General features: G+C 72.5%; 15 protein-coding genes. 2 read left to right on the top strand and 13 right to left on the bottom strand.

Annotation, left to right across the window (positions count from 1 at the left end; all coding sequences use genetic code 11):
- Positions 1-108 precede the first annotated feature (108 nt).
- Both aroQ and aroB read right to left on the bottom strand, forming a co-directional pair.
- Complete coding sequence (gene aroQ, locus V6U82_RS17840; RefSeq protein WP_128136458.1) at positions 109-549, bottom strand: type II 3-dehydroquinate dehydratase; 441 nt, start codon at positions 547-549, stop codon at positions 109-111.
- Positions 546-1,622 carry a 3-dehydroquinate synthase gene (gene aroB / locus V6U82_RS17845; RefSeq protein ID WP_334462592.1) on the bottom strand — a complete coding sequence of 359 codons (1,077 nt, stop codon included), beginning with the start codon at positions 1,620-1,622 and terminating at the stop codon, positions 546-548. Before aroB ends, aroQ begins: the two co-directional genes overlap by 4 nt.
- A 92-nt stretch (positions 1,623-1,714) precedes the next feature.
- Here aroB and V6U82_RS17850 point away from each other — a divergent pair, with 92 nt between their 5' ends.
- The gene (locus V6U82_RS17850) at positions 1,715-2,257 is read left to right on the top strand and encodes a DUF2243 domain-containing protein (protein ID WP_334462594.1); all 543 of its coding nucleotides are present in this window, start codon (positions 1,715-1,717) and stop codon (positions 2,255-2,257) included.
- Positions 2,254-3,075, top strand: a complete 822-nt coding sequence (locus tag V6U82_RS17855; protein WP_128136461.1) for a cytochrome c oxidase assembly protein — start codon at positions 2,254-2,256, stop codon at positions 3,073-3,075. The genes V6U82_RS17850 and V6U82_RS17855 overlap by 4 nt, the downstream gene beginning before the upstream one ends.
- A gap of 235 nt (positions 3,076-3,310) precedes the next feature.
- Here V6U82_RS17855 and V6U82_RS17860 read toward each other — a convergent pair whose 3' ends face one another.
- The 11 genes from V6U82_RS17860 to V6U82_RS17910 all read right to left on the bottom strand — a co-directional run bounded on the left by V6U82_RS17860 (position 3,311) and on the right by V6U82_RS17910 (position 19,040).
- Positions 3,311-3,820 carry a shikimate kinase gene (locus tag V6U82_RS17860; protein WP_091424298.1) on the bottom strand — a complete coding sequence of 170 codons (510 nt, stop codon included), beginning with the start codon at positions 3,818-3,820 and terminating at the stop codon, positions 3,311-3,313.
- A complete protein-coding gene (gene aroC, locus V6U82_RS17865; RefSeq protein WP_128136462.1) occupies positions 3,817-4,995 on the bottom strand; it encodes a chorismate synthase in 1,179 nt (392 codons plus the stop codon). The genes V6U82_RS17860 and aroC overlap by 4 nt, the downstream gene beginning before the upstream one ends.
- A gap of 180 nt (positions 4,996-5,175) precedes the next feature.
- Entirely contained in the window at positions 5,176-5,676 is a 501-nt protein-coding gene (locus V6U82_RS17870) for a hypothetical protein (RefSeq protein ID WP_334462597.1), read from the bottom strand.
- 30 nt (positions 5,677-5,706) lie between these two features.
- On the bottom strand, positions 5,707-11,865 hold the full coding sequence (locus V6U82_RS17875) for an RHS repeat-associated core domain-containing protein (RefSeq protein WP_334462599.1): 6,159 nt from the start codon (positions 11,863-11,865) through the stop codon (positions 5,707-5,709).
- 234 nt (positions 11,866-12,099) lie between these two features.
- The gene (locus tag V6U82_RS17880) at positions 12,100-12,924 is read right to left on the bottom strand and encodes a shikimate dehydrogenase (RefSeq protein WP_334462600.1); all 825 of its coding nucleotides are present in this window, start codon (positions 12,922-12,924) and stop codon (positions 12,100-12,102) included.
- Complete coding sequence (mltG, locus tag V6U82_RS17885) at positions 12,924-14,123, bottom strand: endolytic transglycosylase MltG (protein WP_334462602.1); 1,200 nt, start codon at positions 14,121-14,123, stop codon at positions 12,924-12,926. The genes V6U82_RS17880 and mltG overlap by 1 nt, the downstream gene beginning before the upstream one ends.
- On the bottom strand, positions 14,120-14,581 hold the full coding sequence (gene ruvX, locus V6U82_RS17890) for a Holliday junction resolvase RuvX (RefSeq protein ID WP_334462604.1): 462 nt from the start codon (positions 14,579-14,581) through the stop codon (positions 14,120-14,122). The genes mltG and ruvX overlap by 4 nt, the downstream gene beginning before the upstream one ends.
- A gap of 184 nt (positions 14,582-14,765) precedes the next feature.
- Complete coding sequence (gene alaS, locus V6U82_RS17895; protein WP_334462606.1) at positions 14,766-17,447, bottom strand: alanine--tRNA ligase; 2,682 nt, start codon at positions 17,445-17,447, stop codon at positions 14,766-14,768.
- A complete protein-coding gene (locus V6U82_RS17900) occupies positions 17,444-17,749 on the bottom strand; it encodes a hypothetical protein (protein ID WP_013285491.1) in 306 nt (101 codons plus the stop codon). The genes alaS and V6U82_RS17900 overlap by 4 nt, the downstream gene beginning before the upstream one ends.
- Before the next feature lie 32 nt (positions 17,750-17,781).
- Positions 17,782-18,243: a DUF948 domain-containing protein gene (locus V6U82_RS17905; protein WP_043324962.1), complete on the bottom strand. Its 462-nt coding sequence runs from the start codon at positions 18,241-18,243 to the stop codon at positions 17,782-17,784.
- A gap of 146 nt (positions 18,244-18,389) precedes the next feature.
- The gene (locus tag V6U82_RS17910) at positions 18,390-19,040 is read right to left on the bottom strand and encodes a hypothetical protein (RefSeq protein WP_334462722.1); all 651 of its coding nucleotides are present in this window, start codon (positions 19,038-19,040) and stop codon (positions 18,390-18,392) included.
- Positions 19,041-20,116 lie beyond the last annotated feature (1,076 nt).

Consider the following 20,116-nt stretch of genomic DNA (forward strand, 5'->3'; position numbering starts at 1 on the left):
TGCCTTGATCATCAATTGGCGGACAGACCGTCCAAGTCTACTCGCTCTGTCGAATCGGACTCGCGCCACGGAACGGACCCGGCGCGAGCGCCGCCGGGTGGGACCGGCTCAGGCGCCTGCGGCCGGCCGGGCGGCCAGGTGGTGCAGCGCCAGCCGGTAGCCGTCCACGCCCAGCCCGCAGATCACCCCGGTGGCCACCGCGGAGACCACCGAGTGGTGCCGGAACTCCTCCCGGGCGTGGATGTTGGAGATGTGCACCTCGACCAACGGGCCGCGCAGCATGGCGCAGGCGTCCCGCACCGCGACCGAGTAGTGCGACCAGGCGGCCGGATTGAGCACCACCGCCGCCGCCTCGTCGGCCGCCTCGTGCAGCCAGGCGAGCATCTCGTGCTCGGCGTCGGTCTGCCGGACCACCACGTCCAGGCCCAGCTCCCGGCCGTGCCGCTCGCAGTCGGCCACGAGCTGGGCGTAGCTGGTCACCCCGTACACGTCGACCTGGCGGGTGCCGAGCCGGCCCAGGTTCGGCCCGTTCAGCACGTACACCCTCACGAGCTGATCTCCTCGTACGCGGCGGCGAGCAGGTCGTCCGACGGCGCCTCCAGGATCGCCGGGCGGGTGAGCCCGTCGAGCACCACGAACCGCAGCCGGCTGCCCCGGGCCTTCTTGTCCACCCGCATCGCGGCCAGCAGCTCCGGCCAGGCGTCGGCCCGGTAGCCGGTGGGCAGGTCGAGCGCGGTCAGCACCCGGCGGTGCCGCTCCGCGTCGGCCGCGTCGAGCCGGCCGGCGAGCCGGGCCAGCGTGGCGGCGTAGACCAGGCCGACCGCCACCGCGTGACCGTGCCGCCAGCGGTAGCCCTCCACCTTCTCGATCGCGTGCGCCAGCGTGTGCCCGTAGTTGAGCACCTCGCGTACCCCGGATTCGCGCAGGTCCCCGGCGACCACGTCGGCCTTCACGCGGACCGCGCGCTCGACCAGTTCCCGCAGCACCGGCCCGGCCGGGTCCAGCGCGGCGGCCGGATCCCGCTCGACCAGGTCGAGGATGACCGGGTCCGCGATGAACCCGCACTTGACCACCTCGGCCATCCCGGCGGCCAGGTCGGCCCGGGGCAGGCTGTCCAGCGTCGCCAGGTCGGCCAGCACGCCGGCCGGCGGGTGGAACGCGCCGACCAGGTTCTTGCCGGCGGCCGTGTTGATGCCGGTCTTGCCGCCCACGGCGGCGTCGACCATGCCGAGCAGCGACGTGGCGACCGGCACCCAGCGCACGCCGCGCAGCCAGGTGGCAGCGACGAACCCGGCGAGGTCGGTGACGGCGCCGCCGCCCACGCCGACCACCGCGTCGGTACGGGTGAACCCGGCGTCGCCGAGCCGGTCCCAGCAGGCCGCCGCCACGTCGACGTGCTTGCCCGCCTCCGCGTCCGGCACCTCGATCAGCAGCGGCGTCACGCCGCGCTCGCGGACGCCGTCGGCGAGCCGGTCGGCGAGCGCCTTGAGCGGCGGCGCGTGCAGGAAGGCCACCCGCTCGGCGCCGGGTAGCAGCCGGGGCGGCGGGTCCAGCAGGTCACGTCCCACGAGCACGTCGTACGGCCGTTCGCCGCCGACCGGGATCCGGGTCACCTCGTCCATCGCGGGCAGCCTAGTCCAGCGCGCCGCCCCCGCGCGGCCGTTGTCCACTGGCTGGGTGTTTGCCCGGCCGCACGGCGGGTACGGCGGCCGGAATGAGTGAGACGACGGCACACACGACCCGACCCGAGTCCGCGACGAGCATCCGGCTGCCCGCCACGATCCTCGGCGTCGGGCTCGGCGGCTTCGTCGACGGCATCGTCCTGCACCAGGTCCTCCAGTGGCACCACCTGCTCAGCAGCACCGGCAGTGACCGGATCGGCGTCCGGGAGTACCCGGTGGACACGGTGCCCGGGTTGCAGATGAACACGCTCTGGGACGGCCTGTTCCACGTGGTCACCTGGGTGGCGGTGCTGACCGGCCTGGCCCTGCTCCACTCCCGTGTCACACACTCCCGGGGCCGGCTGTGGCGCTCGCCGATGCTGTGGGGCTGGGCGCTGATCGGCTGGGGCCTGTTCAACCTGGTCGAGGGCGTCATCGACCACCACCTGCTCGGCATCCACCACGTGCGCAGCGGCCCGAACCAGCTCTGGTGGGACCTCGGGTTCCTGGCCCTGGGCGTGGTGCTGATCGCGGTGGGCTGGGCGATCCAGCGCCGGGCCCGCGACGTGGACCTCTGCGCGCCGGAGCGCCGGTGACAGTGGCCCACGCCGGGCACGCCGACGGCGGCTTCCCGGTTACCGCGCTGATCCCGGTGGCGCTGTTCTGGGCGTACCTGGCCGCCGCGCTGCGGCTGCGTGACCCGGGCGGGCCGGGCTGGGCGTACGCCCGTACGGCGAGCTTCGGGCTGGGCGCGCTGCTGCTGACTGCCGGGCTGCTGTGGCCGGCCGGGGACTTCGTCGGGCACATGTGGCAGCACCTGCTGATCGGCATGCTCGCGCCGCTGGCGCTGGTGCTCGGCGCCCCGGTCACGCTGCTGCTGCGCACGCTGGACCGGCGTACCGGCCGCAGGCTGGTCCACCTGCTGCGGCATCCGGTCGCGCGGGTGCTCGGCCACCCGGTGACCGGCCTGCTGCTGACCGCGGGCGGGCTCTGGCTGCTCTACCTCACCCCGCTGTACCGGGCCACCCTGGACAGCCCGGCCCTGCACATGCTGGTGAACCTGCACTTCCTGCTCAGCGGCTGCCTGTTCGCCTGGTCGATCGCCGGTCCGGACCCGGGACCGCACCGCCCGCGCGTACCGGTGCGGCTGGTGGTGATCGGGTTCGGCGTGGCCGCGCACGCCACCATCGCCCAGCTGCTCTACGCCGGGCTGTTCGTCGACGTGCCCGCCACCGCCGCCGAACTGCGGGCCGGCGCCACGCTCATGTACTACCTCGGCGACTTCGCCGAGATCGCGCTGGCGCTGGCGCTGCTCGCCACCTGGCGACCGGAGCGGAGCCCTCGCCGCCGGGCGCGGAGCCCTCGCCGCCGGGCCGGACGCCGGACGGCCGGGACCGCTGCGGCCAACGCCTGACCGTCCACCCTCGCGTCGGCACGCCTTCTCACTCGCCCATGACGTTCCACCCACCGACGTCACGCGCGCCGACTGGAACACCACGGGTGCCACAACGCCCAAGAGACACCCACACCGTTCCACCCACCGGCGTCATGCACGCCGACTGGAACACCATGGGTGCATAACGCCCCGGGAGACACCCACGGCGTTCCACCGAGGGAGCCGGGAGCCGGGCGCAGCCGAGCGGGGCGGGTCAGGGCTTGAGCAGCGCGGCGATCTCCGCGGCCAACTCCTGCGGGGTACGCCCGTCGGTGACCACGGTCGCGGTCGCCACCTCGGCGTAGAGCGGTCGGCGCTGGTCCATCAGGTGCTTGAGCGTGGCGCGCGGGTTCAGCGCGAGCAGCGGCCGGCCGGCGCCGAGACCGACCCGCTTGAGCGCGTCGGGCAGCTCCACCGACAGGTGCACCACCGTGTGGCCGATCAGCGCGGCCCGGTTCTCCTCGGCCAGGACCGCGCCGCCGCCGAGCGCGAGCACGCCCGCGTGCGACGCGAGAGCCGCCGCAACGGCGGCCCGTTCGAGGGTACGGAAGTGCTCCTCCCCCTCGTCCACGAAGATCTCCGGGATCGGCTTGCCGGCGAGGTTCTCGATGTCGGCGTCGGTGTCCCGGAAGCCGACGCCGAGCGCCTCGGCGAGCGCCGTGCCGACTGTGGTCTTGCCGGAGCCGGGTGCCCCGACCAGCACGCAGACCGGCCGGGTACTCATTTGATCACCAGGCTGTCGAGGTAACCGTTCAGGTTGCGGCGCATCTCGGCGACTGAGTCGCCGCCGAACTTCTCCACCGCCGCCTCGGCCAGCACCAGCGCGACCATCGCCTCGGCCACCACCGCCGCCGCCGGCACCGCGCACACGTCCGAGCGCTGGTTGATCGCGGTGGCCGGCTCACCGGTCGTCACGTCGATCGTCGCGAGGGCCCGGTTCAGCGACGAGATCGGCTTCATCGCCGCCTTCACCCGCAGCGGCTCACCCGTGGTGATGCCACCCTCCAGGCCACCGGCCCGGTCGGTGATCCGCCGCACGCCGGTCGCGGTGGGCACGATCTCGTCGTGTGCCTCCGAGCCGCGGGAACGCGCCTGCTGCCAGCCGTCGCCGATCTCCACGCCCTTGATCGCCTGGATCGACATGAGCGCGGTGGCCAGGCGGGCGTCGAGCTTGCGGTCCCACTGCACGTGGCTGCCCAGGCCCGGCGGTACGCCGTACGCGAGCACCTCGACCACGCCGCCGAGCGTGTCGGCGGCCTTCTTCGCGGCGTCGACCTCGGCGACCATCCGGGCGCTGGCCTCGGCGTCGAGGCAGCGCAGCGGGTCGGCGTCGATGCGCGCGGCGTCCTCCGGCGTGGGCCGCAGGCCCGGCTTGACCGCCACCGGACCCAGCTCGACCACGTGCGAGACGATCTCCACGCCGAGCGCCTGACGTACGAGCGCCTTGGCGACGGTGCCCACGGCGACCCGGGCGGCGGTCTCCCGGGCGCTGGCGCGCTCCAGGATCGGCCGGGCGTCGGTGTGCCCGTACTTCTGCATGCCGGCCAGGTCGGCGTGACCCGGGCGGGGACGGGTCAGCGGCGCGTTGCGGGCCTGGCTCGCCAGCTCCTCCGGGTCGACCGGGTCGGCGGCCATCACGGTGCGCCACTTGGGCCACTCGGAGTTGCCGACCCGGATCGCCACCGGGCTGCCGAGCGTCACGCCGTGCCGGAGCCCGCCGATGATCTCGACCTCGTCCTGCTCGAACGACATCCGCGCACCCCGGCCGTAGCCGAGCCGGCGCCGGGCCAGCTCGCCGGAGATCTCCCCGGTGGTCACCTCGATGCCGGCGGGTACGCCCTCCAGCATCGCGACGAGGGCGGGTCCGTGCGATTCACCTGCAGTCAGCCAGCGCAACACGACGGTCAGTCTGTCACGCGCCGTGGCCTCACCGGTGCTGCGCCCACCGCGTCCCGCCCTGCGGACATCGGTGTCGTCGCCCAGCCCGCCCCGGCGAGCCGATCGCAGTCGAACACGCCCTGGGTGGGCGCCGGTGCGGCGCCCACCCAGGGCTGTGTCATTTCCGAACCACTTTGACGGTCATCCGTCGATGATCTTCACGGCACCTGCGGGGTTGAGGCCGGCCCAGATCTCGGCCGCCTGGCGGTCGACGCCACGAATGTAGACGTCTCCCCTCACCTCTTCCGGATGATGCCGTGAGCGCAGCCGGTTCAGCACCAACCTTCCGCTGAGCACCGCGACCGCCAGAACGAGCGCGACCAGCAGGAGCGGGCTCGCGTTCCGCCCGTCGCCGCGCACGGAGTCGACGACGAACAGGACGACGAGCACGGCCGCCGCGACGAGAACCGCCGGGAACACCACGCGCCTCCACATCGCCTCCATCCGGCAGGTCAGGGCGAGCCGCTTGCCGGTTGCCGTGTCGACCGGAAGGCTGACCGCTGCCCGGCCCGGTCCGAACCGCCCCAGGGAGCAGGCGCGCACCGTGGCGAACGTTTCACTGCCGTCGGTGAGTGACCGTGGCGGAGGTGTCAACTGCCCGGCCGTACGGCCGGCCAACCAGACATCCACTACCGCGTCCATCTGCCTGCCTCTCCGGAACCCGCGCCTGGCCTAGGCACAGTACTTGGAGGTGAGCCAACCGTAACCGTGCTGGAATTTCCAGCTCCGGTTCACCCACCAGCGGAAGTAACCCCTCATGTACGCCCCGCGGCGCCGGGTGCACGACTCGTAGTACTCCCACACGATCCAGGCGATGGCGCCGGCCGCGACGGCGAACGCAGCACCCGCCGGGGGATAGAAGACGCCCGCGATCGCGCCGATGATGGCGTACGCGAAGCCCCATCTGGTCAGGAACTTCACGTCCCAGTTCGAGATGTAGCACTGGAACCGCCAGTCGACGCGGTACCCGCCCCACGTGCCCCACCAGTAGTACCACTTGCGGGTGCTGAGACTGGTGCGCCAGCACGACAGGTTCCCGGAGAGGTCGTCCTTGTTCACCGCGTCGCCGGTGGCGTATTCGTACGGGTTGGCGTTGCCACCGTAGACGGAGTCGGTGGAGAGGAAGCGGCTGGTGCCGGGGTTGTAGAGCCGGGAGCCCATCAGGATCGATCCGTCGGGGGTGTCGGCGGCACGCTGGTGACTGCCGAGCCAGCCGTAACGCCGGGTGCCGGCGTCGCCGGGGTTGCGGGCGTTGCCGTGCTCGTCGTACTCGCTGGTGTAGGCCAGTCCCGCGCCGGTCTCGGTCATTCCGGCGACGAGGTCACCGTGCAGGTTGGTGATCCGCCACGCGACACCGGTGGAGTTGGTGAACAGGCCGGCGATCCCGGCCAGTCCGCCGATGGCACGGGAGTGGTTGCCGCCGCCCTCATCGGTCCAGCTCGGGCTGTCCCCGTCGGTGCTGTAGTGGTTGATCCTGGTGAGGCTGTCACCCGTATCCGTCCAGGAGCGGATCCGGGAGGACATGACGTCCAGCGTGTAGGTGGCGGTGCGCGTGCCCTTGGTGATGCTGCGCACCATGTCGTTGACGTGGTAGGCCATCGTGCTGCCGGCACCGCCGGTCACAGCGGAATCGGCGGCCGGCACGGTCAGGGTTCGACCCAGGGCGTCATAGGTGTAGCCGGCACCGCTCGTGCGGTCGGCGCTGTCGTAGCTCCACTCGCGGGCGGTGCCGACAGTGGCGGCCTGGCACGCGCCGCCCGCGCCCGGCCCGTACGCCACCTGGTTGGTGCGGTTGGTGGCGGCGTCAAACTCGTACTTCCGGGTGGTGCACTGTCCGGCCACGGTGTCCGCCACGCCGGTGAGCCGGGCGGCGCCGTCGTAGGTGTAGGTCTGCGCGGACAGGGTCGAGGTCCGGCTGCGCCATTGGTTGTGGACGCTGGAGATGGCGGTTTCGGTGTAGAGGGTGCAGTCGGCCTGGCCGCAGCCCGGCTTGGTGTAGGTGATACCGCTGGCCGCGCCGGTCTCGTCGGTGGCGTGGCCGACCACCAGCCCGTTCGGCCAGGTCTGGCTGACCGGGTTCCCGTCGTGGTCGTAGGTGCTGGTGAAGGTGCCGGCCTGGCTGTCCGCCACCGACGTCGGCAGGCCACGTCGCTCGCTGCCGCCGTCGAAGGTGTAGGTGCGGGTCCCCTTGCCGTCGTTCACCGTGGCCGGCCGGCCGGCGATGTCGAAGGTGCTGGTGGTGACGGTGCCGTCGGTGTCGGTGTACGACGTCATCCGGCCCAGGCTGTCGTACGCCCGGATCACCTCGGCCGTCACCGCGCCCGACGCGTTCACCGTCTGGGTCCGGACGGCCTGGCCGGTGGCCTGGTCGTACACGGTGCGCCGCTTCTCGAGGGCGGTGCCCAGCCCCGCGGCGGTCACCGAGTTCTCCCGCTGGCGGCCGGCGCCGTCGTAGGTGATCTCCGTCCGCCGCAGCTCACCCGATCCGGTCTTCGTCGACTGCACACGCGACTGCCCGTACATGTCGTAGGTGGTGACCGTGACCGGCACCTCCGGACCGCTCTCCGGCTGGCCGCCGATCTGGGTACGGCAGACCTGGCCGTGCCACTCCGGCCGGTTGCCGCACTCGGCGTGAGTGCTGTTGGCCGCCGCCGTGTAGTAGACGACGAGCCGGGTCGCCGGGGTGTTGTCCGCGCTGCCACCGGCCGGGGTCGTGGTGCTGATCACGCGGCCTTGAGCGTCGTAGCCGGTGCGCGTGACGAGATCCAGGTCGCCCGGGTCGACAGTCGACTTGACCGGTTGACGCAGGGTCCAGTCGTACTCGGTGGTCGTCGTGCGGTCGTCCGCGTCCACGGTCTGGCCGGCGTTCACGTAACTGACCGACACCCGCTCGGTGGTCAGCAGGCCGAACGGCCCACCGGTGCTCGGCGCCCCTTCGTCGTAGGTGCGCCGGGTGTGCTGCCGGCCGCGGACGACCGTGCCGGAGGCGAGCATCACGTCGTGTTCCGGGCCGAAGGTCTCCAGCAACCGCTGCCCGTCCGTGGAGTAGACGCTGACGCTGGCGAGTTTCGCCGCGATCTGCGCCTCGGCGCCGGCGGCGTCGCCGGGTGACGCGTCCAGCGCCCGCCGGCGGTTGCCCGGGGACAGTTCCTGCACGACGTTGCCGTACTGGTCGTACGACGTGCTGGTGATCTGCCCATTCGGCTCGGCCACGTTCACCATGCGGGCGTTCGCGTCCAGGTACATGACCGTCGCCCGTTCGTAGGAGCCCGGCAGCGTGCCGGTGGCCGGGTCACCGGTCGGCACCTGTGCCGCCGGGAAGACGGCGGTGGCGTCGGTGGGCGGCTCGCTCTGCGCCCAGCGGGCGGTCTGCGTGCCGGACAGGTCGTACGGCGCACCCGTGCCGGACGTCGGCACCTGGTAGACGACCGTCTGCACGGAGGTCCCCGCGGTCAACGCCGACCGGGTGATCTTGTGCAGCCGGCCCTTGCCGGGGTCGCTCGGCGTCGTGGTGTACGAGAACTGCCACGGCTGCTGAGCCGGCGGGGTCAGCGAGACGATGATGCCGTTCGAGTCGTAGAAGTACACGGTGCGCAGCGAGTGCGACCCGGTTCCGTCGGTGTAGTCCAGCCGGGGGTCCGCGAAGCTCCGCAGCCGGCCGCTGCTGTCGTAGGTGTACCGGGCCAGCACGACGGTCCGCATCGCCGGGGTGGACAGGTCGGGATCCCAGGCGGTGTAGGAGATCTGCTTCACCCGGCCGAGGTAGTCACCCCACTGACCGTCGCCGAGCCCGGTGGCCGTGGTCGCGGTCGCGTAGGTGAAGGTCAGGGCCTGGCAGCCGCGCACCAGCGTGGCGCAGTTGACGCCGGCCGGCACCGGGGCCAGCAGACGCGTCGGACGCATGACGTCACTGGTTCCCAGCGTCACCTTCTCCCAGGAGTAGGTGGTGGCGTTGCCCGAGCCCGGCGGCGTGACCGCGGTGGGGGTGTAGACGTTCGCCGGGTCCGTCGCGGTCCGGGTGAACGTGACCACGTTCCCCTTGTCGTCGGAGAGGGTGAAGGTGCTCGTGGCCGAGGCGAACGTCAGCTTGTAGGACTCCGCGCCGACCTGCGGCTCGTAGTTGACGCCGGCGCCGTCGACCTTGGTGAAGCCGATGGACGAGTCGTCCGGCAGATGGACCTGGGCCAGACTGCCGTGGGTGGTCAGCCTGGTGTAGGGGGCTTCCGCGTCGGACACCACCAGGCCGGACACCCAGCCCGGCCCGAAGAGCGGGTCGAGGCCGAGTGGCTGGCGGCTGTTGAGGGTACGGGAGACGGCCAGTCCGCCGGCCGCGACGTCGGACGTGGTGATCTGGTAGTTACCGGTGATCAGGTTGACCGAGCCGGGGCCCACCTCGGCGGCGGCGGCGGAGGCGAGGTCGCGGTCGAAGGTGAACTTCACCTGGTCCGCCGGCGCCCCGTAGTTGTTCAGGTTGAAGTAGGGCCGGACCTGAACGGGCCCGTCGCGCGGGACACCGGCCGCGTCCACCGAGGCGAGCGTGGCGGCGACGTCCCAGTTCAGCTTGGGCGCGATGCCGCTGGCAAGGGTAACCGGCCAGGTGACCGGCCCACCCCCGACGGCGTAGGTGACGTGACCTGCCGGGATGGTGACCCAGGCGTCCGAGCCGGCCCGCCGCCACTGGTAGGTGACGTCGGCGAAGGACGGCGCGGCGGTCGAGGCGAGCGCGACCTTCGCACCGCTGACGTCGCCGGCCTTCGGCGAGTCCTGTGAGCCGGAGCCGACCTTGAACGGGTAGCTGCGCAAGGCGGTGACGTTGCCGGCCGAGTCCCGCGTGCGTGCCCAGATGTTGTGCCAGCCGGGAGTGAGCGGCTTGATGCTCACGGTTGCCGGAGCACCCGGGGACGGGGCGTTGAGGACCTTGTTCGGCGGCGACACGTCGAGGCTGTACTCGTAGGCGGCGGCGTCGGCGACACCGTTCGGGTCGAAGGTGAAGTTGCCGGCGACGTTCGCGTCACCGCCCCATGCGTTCTCCGGGTAGGTGGTGGAGCTGACGATCGGCGGCGCGCCGATGGAGGTGTCCACTGTGAACTCGCAGAACGACGACCAGTTGCCGTTGACGGTGCCGTCGTTGCCGCGGACCCGCCACTTGTACGACGAGCCGTTGGTCATCACGCCGGCCGGCACGGTGGCGCTGAAGGTGCTGCCGGAGGCGGCGGTGGCGGTGACGGCGCTGCCCAGCTTGGCGGTGCCGGTCAGCGTCCACCACTCGATCTCGGCCTTCACGGTCGAGCCCTCGCCGTCGGAGACGACCGACTTGAGCTGGGGGGTGGCGGTGTTGACAGTGGGCCGCGAGGTGCCGGTGACGCAGGCGGTCGACGGCACCGTGGATCGGGTGCCGACCGTCGGGTACGAGTTGTACGTGACGACCGCGTACGGAACCTGGCTGCTGTCGGCCGCGTTGCGGGAGCGGAACTGCTTGAAGCTGTTGGTTGTCGTCTCGTCGGTGCCGCGCACGCCCATGTAGGCGGTCGACTGCCCGGCCGTGGCGGCCCGCTGGAAGAAGGTGGTGCCGCTGATGCTCACCCATCCGTCGTTGCAGGCCGACGAGAAGCCCTTGGTCTGGGTGGAGGTCGCCTCCTTCTGGATCCAGGTCGGCTGGGTGCCCCAGCGCGTGGCCGAGGAGGCCGCGCCGGTGCTCCAGATCTCCCAGGAGGTGGCGGTGCAGGTGTGGGACCAGAAGTTCCAGAAGTAGACGGTCGCCGAGGTGATCTGCTTGCCGGAGAGGGCGGAGACCGGCCAGTGCACGAACGCCCGGGACTTGACGTTGGGCGTCCCGGCCAGCAGGCCGACGTGGAGGTCGTTCGCCCCGCCGCGGTCGACGTTGTCGCCCTCCTTCACGTACGTGTCGAAGGAGGTGTAGAGCGGGTTGACCTGCGGGTCGATGGTGACCGGGTACTGGGTGGCCGGATCCTTCAGCCAGGCCAGGTCCGGCTGCAACCGCATGGTGAGCCCGTTCGCGGCCGCACCGCGGTTCGCCGCCGCGGGCCGTTCCGCCTTGGTACGGACCATGGTGCGCCGGGTCGGTTCCTCCGAGCCGGGGGCGCGCCGGGCGTCCCACATCTGCGGGGCCGGGACGGTGGCCAACGGCTTGCCCTTGGCGTTGCGCAGCGTCAGGCCACCCGCCGAATCCTGCGTGAACGAGGCCAGCCCCTTGCCGGTCAGGGGCAGCGCCAGCGAGGGCAGGCGGTCCACCGCGTCGCGGCTCTTGACGGTGAGGTACTGGGAGAAGCCGGTCCGGGTCGCCTCGACCACGAGGTCGATCCCGGGCGCGATCTCCGGGTAGGTGGCGCGGTTCTGGTCGAGGACCGGCGTGGGCAGGGCACCCGGCCAGCCGAGGGCGAACCGGCCGTCGCCGGCGCCGACCGCGGCGAGTTCGCCCGCCCCGGAACGCTTGCCGGAGATCCGCAGATCCAGCGGGTGCGCCACCGCCTGCACGGAGCCGTCGGCGGCGGGTTGCAGTCTGAGGTCGATCGGCACCCACTTCTGGTTCTGCCGCATCCGCACCGGGCCCGCGTGGACGGTCGCCTCGATCTGCCCGTTGGGGTGGGCGATGTACTCGGCGGACTCGGTGGTCATGCCGGTGATGCGGACGTCTCGGCCGGTCATCCGGGCGGTGATCAGCGCGGCCATCTCGTCGGGCCGTTCCAGCACCTCGGCCGGTTTGGGCTTGGGCGCCGCCTCCGCCCGCCGGAGCGGAACGTCGGAGAGCGTCATCGCCATGGTGGCGGCCAGCGCGGCGACAGCCGCCCGTCCCCACCTGGATCTGACCACTCTATCCAATGTGGACAGTGGTGGGACTTTTCGCACGCGCACAGGAGCCACCAGGGCCCTCCCCCGTGAACTAGGGCTGATAGTGGGGGGAACGCTACGGTCGGTGAGAGATAACCGTCAATCATGATTTTCCGTCACCACGGTCTGACGGTTATCAATACTTCCGACCAGCCACAACTCTCGCGAGCCGGACCCGGCGATCACGATCCGTGAGCCTGCCGGAGCCGGCGAGGCTCAGTGGCAACGGCCGGTCGCCAACGCCGCGCGCATCGCCTCCACCGGTGCCGCAACGCCGGTGAACTGCTCGAACTGGCCGAACGCCTGGGCCAGCAGCAGGTCCAGCCCGGAAACGACCCGGCATCCGGCGGCGAGCGCCGCCGCCGCGAGCGGCGTGGGCCACGGGTCGTAGACCACGTCGAAGAAGACGGACTCCGGCCGCCAGTCGAAGTTGTCCGCGAGGGCGTCCGCGACGCCCTTGGGAACCGTGGAGATCACCAGATCGGCGCGGGCGTGGGCGGGCGCGCCGTCCCACTCGGCGCCCGCCAGCGGCACGCCGGCCGCCTCCGCGACCGGGCGCAGCTCGTCGACCGCCTCCGGGCGGCGGGCCACCACTGTCACCTCGGCCGCCCCGATCCGGGCCGCCGCCGCGATCGCGGCCCGGGCGGTGCCGCCCGCACCGAGCACGGTGACCACCGCCCCGGCCACGCAACCGGCGCCGGTGAGCACCTCGACCATGCCGGTGACGTCGGTGTTGTCGGCGTACCAGGTGCCGTCGGGCCGGCGTACCAACGTGTTGGCGGCGCCGACCGCGGCGGCGACCGGCGAGACCTCGTCGGCCAGCGCGAGCGCCGCCTCCTTGCCGGGCATGGTCACCGACAGCCCGGCCCACTCCGGGCCGAGGCCCGCGACCAGGCCGGGCAGGTCGTCGGCGCCGGCTTCGATCCGGGTGTACGACCAGCCGGTCAGCCCGGCCGCCGCGTACCCGGCGGTGTGGATCACCGGGGAGAGCGAGTGGGCGATCGGCCTGCCGACCACCGCGGCGCGGCGGGGATCGGCCATCAGATGATCCCGGCCTCCTTGGCTTTCCGCTCGTTGCGCAGTTGCTCGTCGTAGGTCTCGGCGAACGCGGAGCGGCCGTCCTTGCTGATCGCCACGAAGTAGAGCCACTTGCCCGGCGGCGGGGTCAGCGCGCCCTCGAGCGCCTCCTTGCCCGGGTTGTTGATCGGCGACGGGACCAGCCCGCGCAGCTTGCGGTTGTACGGGTTCTTCGGGTTGTCCAGCTCGGCCGGCGTCATGTCCTTGGACGCCTTGGTCTTCTGCCCGGTCAGTTCCAGGTAGTAGTTGACGGTGACGTCCATCTCCAGGCAGTTGCAGGGGAACTCGCCGTAGACCCGGTTGTAGGCCACCCGGGCGACCTTGCCCAGGTCGGCCTTGTTGCCGGCCTCGGCCTGCGCGAGCGAGGCAACGATCAGCGCCTCGTACGGGGTGATGCCACCGCGTTCCTTCTGCACCTTCTCGGCGTACTGCATGCCGGACGTGACGGTGAGGAAGTTGTCCACCATCAGCTTGAGGATCGTCTCGGCGGTGGCCTTCGGCGGGATCTCGTAGGTGTCCGGGAAGAGGAAGCCCTCGATCGACGGGTTGACCTTCTTGCCGTCGGAACGCTTGAACCACCAGTCCGGTACGCCGAGCGCCTCCGGATCCTTCGCGGCGGTCTCGAAGTCCTTGACCGGGATGTCGGTCTTCTCGGACAGCCGCTTGTAGACCGTCTTCGCGGTGAGGCCCTCGGGGATGGTGATCCCGTTGACGATCTTGTTCTTGAGGTCCAGCATCGCCGCGACCGCCGCGTCACCGCTCATCTGCTTGCGCAGCTTGTACGTGCCGGGCTGGATGTTCTTGCTGCGCGAGTTCTCCTCGGCGGCCTCGATGAAGGCCTTGGTGCTCTTCACCACGTCGGCCGCGACGAGCGCGTCGGCCATGTCGGCGATCAGCGCGCCCTGCTTGATCTCGACGGTCACCTCGCCGGTGCCGGAGCCCTCGTAGTCGGGGGTGACGAAGTAGCTCTGGACCCGGTCGAAGCCGTAGAACGCGCCGCCGCCGATGCCGCCCAGCAGGACCAGCGCGAGCGCGAGCGCGAGAAGGGTCTTGCCCCGGCCGCCGCCGGACTTGCCCTGGCGCCGGCGCACCGCGCCCCGCCGGTGCCGGCCCTTCTCCCCCCTGTCCGGCTCGTCGAACCCCAGATCAAGATCGTCGATCATTGCGTCCGCCTCCGCTGTGCGTCCAGCCAGCTCTGCAGAATCTCCACCGCGGCAGCCTGGTCGACCACCGCTCGTTGGCGCTTTCCCCGGACGCCCCGTTCGGCCAGCCTACGACTCGCGACGACGGTAGACATCCTCTCGTCCGTCAGCGTCACCGGAATCGGCCTCATTACATCAGCCAAACGGCTGGCATACGCTGATACGTTCGCCGCCGCAGGGCCGTGTTTTCCGGCGAGGTTGACCGGCAGCCCGACCACGATCCCCACCGCCTCGTGCTCGGCGGCGAGCCGGACCAGCTCGGCCATGTCGGCGGGCACCGCGTCCGGTTCCGCCGTCAGGTCGCGGGCCAGCGTGACCAGCGGCGTGGCGAGAATGCCGTGCGGATCACAACGGGCCACCCCCACCCGGACCTGACCGACGTCGACACCCAGCCGGACGCCACGGGACAGGTCGGTCACGAGCGGACACCTCCCCGCCGGTACGGGCCAGGGCGGACCGGGTGGTCCGCCCTGGCGTACATCCGTGCGCTCACGCCGTACCGACCGGGCATACGCTCACGGCCCTCGCTCCGCTCGGTGCGTTCGCTCACGCCGTACCGACCGGGCATACGCTCACGGCCCTCGCTTCGCTCGGTGCGTTCGCTCATGCCGTGCCGGCGACCGCCCGCTCGACGGTGACCAGCAGGTTCGGGGCCTCCGTCGCGGGCAGCCCGCCGCCCTGGGCCAGGTCGTCGCTGCCGCCACCCCGGCCGGAGAACGCGGCCTTGACCAGGTCCTTCGCGCTCAGGTTCCGTCCCCGGGCGGCCTGGTTGACGGCCACCACGAGCGACGCCTTGCCGTTGGCCCGGGCGGCCACCGCGACCACCGCCGGGCGGGCCGCGTCGATCCGGCCGCGGATCTCCTGGGCGAGGGTCCGCACGTCGTTCGCCGCAGCGCCCTCCGGCGCCTCGGTGCCGACGTACGCGACCCCGCGCACGTCCTTCGCCTGCGCCGCCAGGGCGCCGGCCCCGCCGAGCACGAGCTGGGCGCGCAGCTTCTCCAGCTCCTTCTCCGCGTCGCGCAGCTGGGTGACGGTCTGCTCCACCCGGTCGGCGACCTGCTCCCCCGGCACCCGGAACAGCTCGGCCAGCCGGGACACCAGCAGGTGCTCGCGGGCCAGGAAGCCGAACGCGTCCATGCCGACGAGCGCCTCGATCCGGCGTACGCCGGAACCCACCGACGCCTCGGAGAGGATCTTCACCAGACCGAGCTGGGCGGAACGGGCCACGTGCGTGCCGCCGCACAGCTCACGGGCGTAGTCGCCGACCTCGACGACCCGGACCCGCTCGCCGTACTTCTCGCCGAACAGGGCCATCGCCCCGATCCGGCGGGCCTCCTCCTGGCTGGTGACGAACGCGTGCACCTCCAGGTCGGCCAGCAGCACCTCGTTGACCTGCTGCTCGACGTCGTGCAGCACGCTCGGCGCCACACCCGTCGGGGTGTTGAAGTCGAACCGCAGCCGGCCCGGCGCGTTCAGCGAACCCGCCTGGGTCGCCGACTCGCCGAGGAAGTTGCGCATCGTCTGGTGCACCAGGTGCGTCGCCGTGTGCGAGCGGGAGATCGCCCGGCGGCGGGACACGTCGATCTCGGCGTACCCGGTCTCGCCGGAGCGCACCTCGCCGCGCACGACCTTGGCCCGGTGCACGATCAGGCCGGGCACCGGCTGCTGCACGTCGAAGACCTCGACCTGGCCGCCGCCGACGGTGATGAGCCCCTGGTCGGGCTGCTGGCCGCCGCCCTCGGCGTAGAACGGGGTGGTGTCGAGCACCAGCTCGATCGTGTCCCCCTCGACCGCCGCCGAGACGGCGGCGCCGCCGGACAGCAGCGCGCGGACCCGCGACTCCCGGCTCAGCTCGGTGTAGCCGGTGAACTCGACCGGCCCGCCTCCGTCGAGCACCGACCGGTACGCCGACACGTCGGTGTGCCCGGTCTTGCGCGCCTGCGCGTCGGCCTTGGCCCGGCTGCGCTGGTCGGCCATCAGCCGGCGGAAGCCCTCCGCGTCGACCTGCAGGCCCTGCTCGGCGGCGATCTCCAGGGTCAGGTCGATCGGGAAGCCGTACGTGTCGTGCAGCTGGAACGCCTTGTCGCCGGAGAGCGCCGGCTTGCCGGCCGACTTGGTCTCGGCGATGGCGGTGTCCAGGATCGTGGTGCCGGCGCGCAGCGTGGCCAGGAACGCGTCCTCCTCGGCGTACGCGTACTGGGAGATCCGGCCGAAGTCCTCGGCCAGCTCCGGGTACGACGGCGCCATGCAGTCGCGGGCCACCGGCAGCAGCTCCGGCAGCGCCCGGTCCTGGTAGCCGAGCAGCCGCACCGCCCGGATCGCCCGGCGCATGATCCGCCGCAGCACGTAGCCCCGGCCCTCGTTCGACGGGGTCACGCCGTCGCCGATGAGCATCAGCGAGGTGCGCACGTGGTCGGCGATCACCCGCAGCCGCACGTCGTCCGGGTGCGACTCGTTCGCCGCGTGACCGGAGTGCGCGCCGTAGCGCTTGCCGGTCAGCTCGGCCGCCCGGTCCAGGATCGGCTTGACCTCGTCGATCTCGTAGAGGTTGTCCACGCCCTGCAGCAGCGAGGCCATCCGCTCCAGGCCCATGCCGGTGTCGATGTTCTTCGCCGGCAGGTCGCCGAGGATCGGGAAGTCCTCCTTGCCGACGCCGGGACCGCGCTCGAACTGCATGAAGACGAGGTTCCAGAACTCCAGGTAGCGGTCCTCGTCGACCTCCGGGCCACCCTCGCGGCCGTAGGCCGGGCCGCGGTCGTAGTACAGCTCGGAGCACGGGCCGCACGGGCCGGGGATGCCCATCGACCAGAAGTTGTCCGCCTTGCCGCGGCGCACGATCCGCTCGGCCGGCACGCCGGTGGCGCGCCAGATGTCGTACGCCTCGTCGTCGTCCAGGTAGACGGTCGCCCAGATCCGCTCCGGGTCCAGCCCGAAGCCGCCCGCCTCGACCGGCTTGGTGGCCAGGTCCCAGGCGAGTGGGATCGCCCCGGACTTGAAGTAGTCGCCGAAGGAGAAGTTGCCGTTCATCTGGAAGAACGTGCCGTGCCGGCTGGTCTTGCCGACCTCGTCGATGTCAGGCGTCCGGATGCACTTCTGCACGCTCGTCGCCCGCGCGTACGGCGGGGTCTGCTGGCCCAGGAAGTAGGGCACGAACTGCACCATGCCCGCGTTGATGAACAGCAGGTTCGGGTCGCTGATGGCGGGCAGCGGAGCGGACGGCACCACGGTGTGCCCGTTCGCCTCGAAGTGGGCGAGGAACCGCCGCTTGATCTCCGCCGTCTTCATCGCTGGTGGTCCTCCGGGAAAATCTCTCGGTCACCGATCCGCGGGTCCTCCCGCAGCTCGGCGAACTGGTCGTCGTACACCTCGCCGCGGGCGAAGGCCTCGTGGATCTCCTGCTCACGCTCGGCCATGCCGACCCGGACGTCGTCCACGAACGCCCGTAGCGACTCGACCAGACCGCCGGCGGACTCGGACAGCCCGCTGGCGATCCCGGCCGGGGTGTACGCCTGCGCGGTCCGGGTGGCCTTGCGCACCACCAGGACGCCCACGGCCAGCCCGATGCCCAGCCAGAACAACCGCCTCATGTTCTCATCCTTCCCGCGTACGCCGGTCGGGGTCAGCGGTTGCCGCGCTTGGCGGCGCGACGCTGCTGCTTGATCGTGTCGCGCACCTCACGCTCGGTCTCGGCGTGCCGGCGGGCGGAGGCGGCCCGGCGCACGCCGTACCCGAACGCGGCCACCTTGACCAGCGGGTTCGCGGCGGCGGCGGAGACCACGGTGGCCAGGTTCGCCACGTTCGCGGTGACGTTCTGCGCGTGGCTGGTCATGGTGTCCACCTTGGCGAGTTGCAGGTTCACCCCGTCCAGCGAGGTCTGCACCTGCTCCAGCGCCACGTTCACGTTCTTCACCGTGGTGTTCACGTCGCCGAGCAGCGGCGCGGTGCGGTCGTTGAGCTCGTTGATCATGCGCGTCGTCGCGTCCACGGTGTGCCGCAGCCGCAGGATCGGCACCGCCAGCACGAGCACCAGCATCAGGAACGCGCCGGCCAGGACCAGCCAAGCGACCTCGCTACCGTTCACGCGCACGTCCTCCTCAAGCAGTGTCCCGGAACCCGACGCCCCGGAACGCGCGACCGTACCTACCCACTTCGCGCCACGCCGACCCGGTCACCGGGCACGGACGGGCGTGCCAGCCCCAGACCCTACCGTCCGTGATGAAAGTCGGCTCACGACGGTGAGGGGGTCGCCTCGCCCAGCGGGTCGTCGGTCAGGGTCGGGTACGGATCCTCACCGGTGAGTGACGGATCGGTGGTCGGTGTCGGGCCGGTACGCTCGTCGTCGATCGCGTTGCGCACCTTCACCGACACCAACGAGCCGGTGCACTCCGCCGCTGCGGGCGTGGCCGGTGCGGTCGGCGCGGGCGCCCCGTCGATCGGCGGGGGCGTGCAGGTGCGGTCGCGTACCCACAGGTCGAGCGTCAGTTCGTCCCGGCGCCAGCAGGTGTAGCTGCCGGGGACCTTCTCGTCCGGGCAGCGGTCGACCTTCCAGCGCCGCCACCCGTCCCCGGCCAGCGCCTGCTCGTAGACCGCGACGGTCTCCTTCCACCCCTGCTCCGACTCGACGGAACGTTCACGCAGCCGGCAGTCCTGAAGGCACCAGCGGCTGCCGCTGACGTTGTCGACCGTGTTGCTCTGCGCCCAGGCGGGCACGGCGAGCGCGTCGAGGGTGTCGAAGACCGGATCGCGGCTGAGCGTCCGCATCCCGAAGTAGAGCGGCACCGCACCGAGCAGCACGAGGCTGACCAGGGCGAGGATGCCCAGCCGCAGCCGGTTGCGCTCGCGGATCTGCCGCCGCAGCTCGGACCGGGCGCCGCGCAGGCCACCGGCCTCCGCACCGCTGTCGTCCCGTCCGGGACCGCCGGGCCGCGGCGCGCCGCCCGCTGCGGGCCGTGGCCCCGCGGGCTCCCCCGGGGGTACGACCACAGCCGCCCGGGCCGCCGCCGGTGTCACCGGGGTGCCCGGTCCGGGCCGGTCCGGCTCCGATCCGGGTGGCGTCGCGCGTCCGGCGCTCCGCTCGTCCGGCGCGACCGGACGGGCCACACCGGCTGCCGCGCGGGCGGTCACCGGCGCGCCGGGCGGCACCGGGCCGTCGCCCACCGGCCCTCGGGGGCCGGGTGCCGCCGCCGGACGAGGCCCGGCACCGGGCCGGGTGTCGTCGGGGCGTGCCACCCCGCGCCCGTCGCCACCGGGTCCGGCCGGACCGCCGCCGGGGCGGCCCGCACCGACCGGCATCCCACCGGTGCGCTCGACGTCGCCACGCGGACCAGGGCCGGCCGGGCCGACCGGGGCACCACCGGGGCGGCCACCGCCCGCGGGCATCCCGCCCGTGCGCTCGACGTCGCCACGCGGACCAGGGCCGGCCGAGCCAGCCGGGGCACCACCGGGGCGGCCACCGCCCGCGGGCATCCCGCCCGTGCGCTCGACGTCGCCACGCGGACCAGGGCCGGCCGAGCCAGCCGGGGCACCACCGGGGCGGCCACCGCCCGCGGGCATCCCGCCCGTGCGCTCGACGTCGCCACGCGGACCAGGGCCGGCCGAGCCAGCCGGGGCACCACCGGGGCGGCCACCGCCCGCGGGCATCCCGCCCGTGCGATCGAGGTCGCCGCGCGGACCGGGGCCGGCCGGGCCGGGCACGGGCGGAACACCGGGGCGGGCCGCGCCGCGGGCCGGACCGGACCGGCCGGGCGACGGGACGGACGGCTGGGACCGGGCCGGTGGCACGACCGGGCCGGGCTGGTCGGGACGGACCGCCGGTTCGGCGCGCGCCGGCACCTCGGGGCCGGGCTGTCCGGGCCGCCGGGACGGCGTACCCGGCTCGGGACGCACCGGCGGGACGGCGGCGCCGGCGCGGCCGGCGGAACCACCGGAACGGCCGGGCGGCTCGTCGGCCGGAG

Origin of the sequence: Micromonospora sp. CPCC 205554, from assembly GCF_036902745.1 — a bacterium.
Classification (GTDB): Bacteria; Actinomycetota; Actinomycetes; order Mycobacteriales; family Micromonosporaceae; genus Micromonospora; species Micromonospora tulbaghiae.